Source organism: Acinetobacter sp. YH12096 (assembly GCF_013419215.1).
GTDB lineage: Bacteria > Pseudomonadota > Gammaproteobacteria > Pseudomonadales > Moraxellaceae > Acinetobacter > Acinetobacter amyesii.
On the sequence record NZ_VPAM01000061.1, the window covers coordinates 1 to 7123 of the forward strand.

Sequence of the window (7123 nt, forward strand, 5' to 3'; positions counted from 1 at the left end):
AACCTTCAAAATTCTTGCTGAGCGATATCGCAATCGAGGCAAAAGACTAGCATTAAGATTCAATCTAATTGCTGGAATTTATAACTTGGAGCTGAGTGAAAAATGACTTATGAAAGAAATCTAATATTTGACGTATTAACAAAAGCTAAAAATAATTTGTATCCAATTGACTTAAGAACACATTTAATTGAAAAGGTTGGACATGATTTAGCAGAAGATTTTATTGAATTAGTTCAATGGTTAAACTTGAATCTTAATTGGTTGGATCAAAAGCTATTAAATGCTGAATATCAAATGATAATGGATGGTGTTTTTAAGCCATCTTTAGTTGCACCTAAAGCAGATCAAGAAGCTATATATGAATTAATTCAAAATATTAGAACTAATGAATAAAATCATCTCAAATTTATAAGAAGACCTCTCCCTAACCCTCTCCTAAAAGGAGAGGGAACTTTTAGGCATAAAAAAGCCCCTACAACGTAGAGGCTTTTCTTATCTTAATCTAAAAAATTAAGAAACTTTATCACCAGCTTTAGCACCAGTTTCAGGTGAAATTACCCAAACACCTTCGCCATTACCCGCAGCTAAAACCATACCGTTAGAAATACCAAAACGCATCTTACGTGGTGCAAGGTTTGCCACCATCACCACAAGTTTGCCTTTTAAGTCTTCAGGTTGGTAAAACTCACGGATACCGCTAAACACGTTACGTGGCTCGGCTTCACCGACATTTAAAGTCAATTGAAGCAGCTTGTCAGAACCTTCAACGTGAGCAGCTTCTAATACCTCAGCCACACGTAGGTCAACTTTCATAAAGTCTTCAATGCCAATAATTTCAGCTTCACCGACTTTAGGTTCAGGCTTTTTCTCAGCAGCTTTCTTCTCTTTTTTCTTTTCCGCTTTTGGTGCTTCAGCAGGCGCAGCTAAAGAGTCTTTAGACGCATCGACCATTGCAGCAACCGCTTTCGGGTCTACACGCTGCATCAATGGTTGGAATTGAGCAATTTCATGATCCACCAAAATCGTTTTGCCTGAAGCAAAGTCGAAAGAGTCTAATTTTAAGAAGCTTTGAACTTCTGCTGCCAATGTAGGAAGTACTGGTGCAAGGTACACAGCCAATTGACGGAATAGGTTAATACCTACTGAACACACGTCATGTACTTGCTGTTCTTCGCCTTCAATTTTCGCAAGTGCCCACGGCTTTTTCTCGTCGATGTATTGGTTGGCTTTATCTGCAAGCGCCATGATTTCACGGATGGCTGCAGAGAACTCACGTGCTTCATATTGAGCAGCGATTGATGCACCTGCATCAATAAAGCTTTGTACCAATTCTGGCTCTGCACACGTTGCAGAAAGTTTGTTATCAAATTTGGTGTTGATGAATTTCGCACAACGGCTTGCGATATTCACGACTTTACCAACCAAGTCAGAGTTTACTTTCTGAACGAAATCATCAAGATTTAAGTCAGAATCTTCAACTTTGTCAGAAAGCTTCGACGCGAAGTAGTAACGTAAGTATTCAGGGTTTAAATGCTCTAAATAAGTTTCCGCTTTAATGAACGTACCGCGAGATTTAGACATCTTCTGACCGTTTACAGTCAAGAAACCATTGACGAATAAGCTTGTTGGGGTACGGTAGTTTGCACCTTCAAGCATTGCAGGCCAGAACAACGCGTGGAAGTAAACGATGTCTTTACCAATGAAGTGATAGACTTCATTTTGAGAATCCTTTTTCCAGTAATCGTCAAAGCTTAGGTCAGGACGTTTGGTCTTGATGTAGTTTTCAAAGCTCGACATATAGCCGATTGGCGCATCAACCCAAACGTAGAAGTATTTGTTTGGCGCATCTGGAATTTCAAAACCGAAGTAAGGCGCATCACGTGAGATGTCCCAATCAGACAGACCTGCTTCAAACCATTCATCGAGTTTGTTGGCAATCGACACAGGCAGACGACCTTCGTCACGTGTCCATTTTTGCAGGTATTCACCAAAGTTTGGCAGTTTAAAGAAGTAGTGATCTGAAGATTTCTCTACAGGTGTCGCACCGCTTAAAGTCGATTTTGGATTTAATAATTCAGTTGCGTTGTATGTTGTACCACACACTTCGCATGAGTCGCCGTATTGGTCTTCCGCTTTACATTTCGGGCATGTGCCTTTAATGAAACGGTCAGACAAGAACATTGCTTTTTCAGGGTCAAACAATTGCGTCACAGGGCGTACCGCAATGTTGTCCGCTTCACGGTTCTTAATGTAAATCTCAGAAGCGCGTGCTTGGTTTTCAGGGCTATTAGTTGAGTCGTAATGGTCAAAGTCAACTCTAAAGCCAGCAAAATCACGCTCATGTTCTTTTTGAACATTGGCAATTTGCTGTTCAGGCGAAATACCATTGGCTTCCGCACGTAGCATAATCGCTGTGCCGTGAGCATCATCCGCACATACATAAGTCACGTTATGACCCATTGCACGCATGGCACGAACCCAAATATCAGCTTGGATATAACCGAGTAAATGACCCATATGAATTGGGCCATTCGCGTATGGAAGGGCGTTAGTAACTAAAATATTACGCACGGATATGACTCTCTCATTCGTATTTATGCAATGGGCTGTAATTTTACATGAGATAGCCAGTACTTGCACAAGGGAATAGGTGAAATCTTTGCAAAAGTAAAAAAATCTATATTGCTGACACAATTACAGTGATAATAGGGCATAACTGTGATGCCTAAGAGTAACAAGCCCATGTATGAAGATGACTATGAAGACGATCAGCCAATCACTCGTATTCCTCAAAATGAACAGCGTCATAAATTGGGGCATCACATTATTAAAGATGCGCAGCAATATTTAGAACAGATTTCTGCAGATGAGCATGCCTTACTGATTCAAACCCTGCGTCATTTGGCACAAGATGAGCCTTATTTCGATATTTTGGCCGATGAACTAGATCAGCCTATAGAAATGAAAGTAGCGAATGATGCTTTAAATTTATTGTATTTTTGGCAACTGCTTCATCAACATGAAAATGATGCAGACTTTGATTTTCTGAATGTCATTAATAGCAAGTTTTTCCAAACTGAAATGTTGAAAGCCTTTGATGCTTTGAATATTGGTGAACATAAAGCACAGCGCCGTCAGGTACTTCTAGATGCGTTTAAACTGTATAAATTAGACATCCATACAGGCTGTATCCCTGTGTTATATGCACAGCTTGAAGGCATCTTGACGGACGTGTTGATTCAAACGGGTTTCTTAAATCAAAATGGCACTAAATTTGTCGATGTCTACAAAATTGTACCGGGGCTTAAAGGCAGTGAAATTAAAAGCCTGTGGCACAAATCTAAAATCGCTAATGAGTTGAATCCGTATTTTGCCGAATTGGCGGCCTATCAAATGGATAGCAGCTCTACCGTAGCGATGACCCGCCATAATATTTTGCATGGTACCGATGTCGCGCATTTTAATCAGGGACGGAGTTTCATCCTGTTTATTTGGCTGTTTTCCGCAGTGAGCTTTATGAGTACGGTCAGCAAATAAGTTTAATTTCAAGAGATCAATGCATAGGAGTGGCATTGGTCTCTTTGCATAACATCATCCTTTAAAATTAAAAGCTTAGAGTAAAATCGACCATACATATTTGTATCAAGCCATTGTGAAAATAGGCAATCACATGGCGTTTTCCTGTGGTTGATTTGTTTCTAAATGCGTCTATTTCAGGTATCTGCTTCAAATCGCGTTATAACTATTGTTGTTAGACAATAACTGAGAACAGGGTGAGCGAGATGACAACAGAAAGCACATTAAATGATTTAAAAAATAAAGCATCAGAACTCGGTGATGACATACAACTCAAGGCCAAAGAGGCGCAACTAGAAGGCGAAAAAGCACTCGATGGTGCAAAGCATAAAGTTGAAGAGCTCAAGCTTGAGGGTGAAAAAGCCTTAAATGAGGCCAAACATGAACATGCAGAACAGCATGCAGAAACCAAAGACCGTCTAGAGCAGTTAAAAGCAGAAGCGAGTCATAAATTTGATGAAGCCAAAGTCAAAGCAGCTGAACTTAAACATGAGGCTGTCGAAAAATTTGATGAACTGAAGGTGCAGGCGACAGAGAAATTTGACGAGTTAAAAAAGAAAGCCTCTGACACACTGCATAAGTTTAAAAAAGATGACCAAGCTTAATTGGGTCTAATGAAAAAAGCCGCTCTATCTTGAGCGGCTTTTTTAGGTTTTATTGCTTTAATCCATCTAAATTTTCAGTCTTAATATTTTTGACTTGATCATCGACTACGGTAATCACGTAGCGCATATTGGCAATTTCATAGGTGTAATCTACCGCCAATTTTGCAGGCTGATTTTTCTCTTGCAGCGGATAAGACACCATTTTCATCGGAGAAGCTTGCATACGCGAGCGCATGAGATCGAGGCTATCACCAATCGCCACAGTTTGTCGGTCAGGTGTTTGAATGGCTTCAGTCGCAATTTCTGCATAGGCTGCTGAAGTCAGGAGCATCAAGGCGCATAAAGTCGTTTTATACACAGACTTGTTATAGTTAGTCTTCTGATACATAGTTTTCCCCATTTTTAAAATTAAAAGCACAAAATGTGCCTTTAGATTGCACATCCATCGCTATGATTATTCTATTGAACCGATTGAAATATAGACTGAAATTACGCTGAAAATGTATGATTGAAATGTAATCAATTTAAAATTTAATGGCTTTGGTTTAGCCGCATAGATCAACTACAAGAGCATTATTAAGTGGCGCACGTTTAAAACTTGTTTGAAAGCTGACTAAATTACTCACTGATGTTACGCAGTAACATCAGACGCACCGTTTGCTTCAAATAAAAGAATGATACGCGGTAAGGTCATCCGCAAGTGTTTGAGACAGGACTCCTTCTAATCAAAAATGGTTTTGCGATACTTTGAATAATTTGACGCTAGTGAACGAGTTTTGCGGATGACAATGGTTTTGGGTACTTTTGCCAAAACAAAAGTACCTCCAGCCGAAGGCTAATCTCTTTATTCAAACCCTAGATATAAGACTCCGTTGAATAGACTTAAAAATCATTTTTAAAATGCGAAATTACTTTTAGGTGCGTAACATCAGTTACTCAACTTTATAAGCTTATAGGGATAAGTCATTCATCTCCCTCTTACTCTGTGGCAGATGAACAGGTAAACTATCGCTATTATCTTTTGATGTTCCTGTTTGGAGACAACATAATGTCGTGGCTTTCTTCTCTAAAATCTGTGTTTTCACCCTCCCAAGAGGTGAAAGAGGAGGAAATCCAACAGGTTTTACAAAACTATGTACTTCCCAATTCGAATAATGCCTTAAAAGACCGTATTACTCAGGTGAATGTGCAAGGTCAGATCTTACAGATCACGATTAATACCTTTCCTTCAGAAGCCGATGACTTACAAAAAATCCATGATGATTTGGCCGATGCATTGGAAAAATGTGGCATCACAGAATTAAATATGCACGTGATTCAGCAAAAGACTGGACATACATCGGGTGGTTGCGGTCATCACCATGCAGAAGGTGAAAGCTGTTCAACACAGCCTAAAGCTAATGAACAAACTGAGCAAAAGTCTACTACGAGTAATCTGCCACCTGTTGTGGATGCATCTGCTACTCAAGCCAAGGCTGAAGAAGATCCAAACAATCCACCAATTCAAAAAGCGGCACCTCTGCAACGTGATGTGCCGAAACATCAACGCATTAAAAATGTCATTTTGGTGTCATCTGGTAAAGGCGGTGTGGGTAAATCGACCACCACTGTGAACTTGGCGCTCGCATTACAACAGCTGGGTTTAAAGGTTGGGGTATTAGATGCAGACATCTATGGTCCAAGTATTCCAACGATGCTCGGCAATGCAGGCCGTACGCCTATGATTGAAGCTGAACAATTTGTACCAATTGAAGCTTATGGTTTGGCAGTCTTATCGATTGGCCATTTAACAGGTGATAACAATACCCCTGTGGCTTGGCGTGGGCCGAAAGCGACGGGGGCGTTAATGCAGCTCTTTAACCAAACTTTATGGCCTGATCTGGATGTATTGGTCATTGATATGCCACCAGGCACAGGTGATATCCAGTTGACGCTTGCACAGCGTATACCGGTGACAGGTGCTGTGATTGTGACGACACCACAAAATGTTGCATTAATGGATGCGACCAAAGGCATTGAGTTGTTTAATCGTGTACATATTCCCGTGATGGGCGTGGTTGAAAATATGTCGACTCACATCTGTTCGAACTGTGGGCATGAAGAGCAAATCTTTGGTACAGGTGGTGGCGACCAACTTTCAGCCCAATACGACATTCCGCTCTTAGGTCGTTTACCGCTGAACGTACAAATTCGTGAAAATGCCGATGCAGGGAAACCATCTGTGATAGCAGGTGATGATGCTGCTGAAAGCTACATGGCGATTGCACAAAAAGTTGCAGATGCATTACCTCAGGCTGAAAAAGATAAAAACCGTATTTTCTAAGGGTGAACTGAAATTTAAGTTGATCGTATTAAAATCTGGCCTCGTGCCAGATTTTTTATAACGTGGTATTGGGAGTGTTTGAAAATTATGAGTACTGAACTTTAGACATTCAACGATGTCTATGAATTACACATCTAAAAAACGATTTGCACAATTTCTTATTTTCCTGCGATTATAAGCCGTCTGCTAAGGATAAAATTCTTGAGGCATATCAAAGGATGTCGCGTTTGTACTTAGTTTTTACAAAATAGCTTTCACGATATTTCTATTATTTTGGCTAGGATCAATTCTCTGAACGGCAGTAACTGTACAAACGCATTGTGTCTTAGATTTTTTGCCAAATCTCCTCTGTTACAAGGGGCTTAGCATTGAAAAAATATAGGGGAACAAATTATTTTAAATATTATTTGAAGTCATTAAAACCCACCCATCAAATGAGGGTACGCCTTAGTCTAAGAAATTAAAAAGCCCGGTAATTACCGGGCTTTTTAATGTAAGCGTCCGCTGAACCCCATGCCTATTTTTTAATTTGAGTTGGATTTCCAGCGATGTGGCAGTAATTCTTCAATCTGAGTCACTTTATGTGTCGGCAACCTTTTCAGCACATCACTTAAATAGG

Annotated in this window: 7 protein-coding genes and 1 pseudogene; 5 read left to right on the forward strand and 3 right to left on the reverse strand. The window is 40.1% G+C overall.

Annotation, left to right across the window (positions count from 1 at the left end; all coding sequences use genetic code 11):
* Positions 1–106, forward strand: a pseudogene (locus FTU36_RS16090) (IS5/IS1182 family transposase); the annotation flags it as partial.
* Positions 103–393 (forward strand): hypothetical protein, encoded by a 291-nt coding sequence (locus FTU36_RS16095; RefSeq protein WP_180118543.1) that lies wholly within the window; start codon positions 103–105, stop codon positions 391–393. The pseudogene FTU36_RS16090 and the gene FTU36_RS16095, both read left to right, overlap by 4 nt.
* Before the next feature lie 117 nt (positions 394–510).
* Here FTU36_RS16095 and metG read toward each other — a convergent pair whose 3' ends face one another.
* Complete coding sequence (gene metG, locus FTU36_RS16100) at positions 511–2571, reverse strand: methionine--tRNA ligase (RefSeq protein ID WP_180118545.1); 2061 nt, start codon at positions 2569–2571, stop codon at positions 511–513.
* Positions 2572–2742: 171 nt separating this feature from the next.
* Here metG and FTU36_RS16105 point away from each other — a divergent pair, with 171 nt between their 5' ends.
* Positions 2743–3537, forward strand: coding sequence for a hypothetical protein (locus FTU36_RS16105; protein WP_180118549.1), 795 nt, complete (start codon positions 2743–2745; stop codon positions 3535–3537).
* Positions 3538–3782: 245 nt separating this feature from the next.
* Positions 3783–4181 carry a hypothetical protein gene (locus FTU36_RS16110; RefSeq protein WP_168379312.1) on the forward strand — a complete coding sequence of 133 codons (399 nt, stop codon included), beginning with the start codon at positions 3783–3785 and terminating at the stop codon, positions 4179–4181.
* Positions 4182–4230: 49 nt separating this feature from the next.
* Here FTU36_RS16110 and FTU36_RS16115 read toward each other — a convergent pair whose 3' ends face one another.
* The gene (locus FTU36_RS16115; protein WP_180107320.1) at positions 4231–4569 is read right to left on the reverse strand and encodes a hypothetical protein; all 339 of its coding nucleotides are present in this window, start codon (positions 4567–4569) and stop codon (positions 4231–4233) included.
* Positions 4570–5229: 660 nt separating this feature from the next.
* On the opposite strand from FTU36_RS16115, the gene apbC reads away from it, so the two are divergent.
* Positions 5230–6504, forward strand: coding sequence for an iron-sulfur cluster carrier protein ApbC (apbC, locus tag FTU36_RS16120; RefSeq protein WP_180118547.1), 1275 nt, complete (start codon positions 5230–5232; stop codon positions 6502–6504).
* 524 nt (positions 6505–7028) lie between these two features.
* Here apbC and FTU36_RS16125 read toward each other — a convergent pair.
* The coding region (locus FTU36_RS16125) for a transposase domain-containing protein (protein WP_141192749.1) at positions 7029–7123 on the reverse strand (95 nt) is incomplete at its 5' end.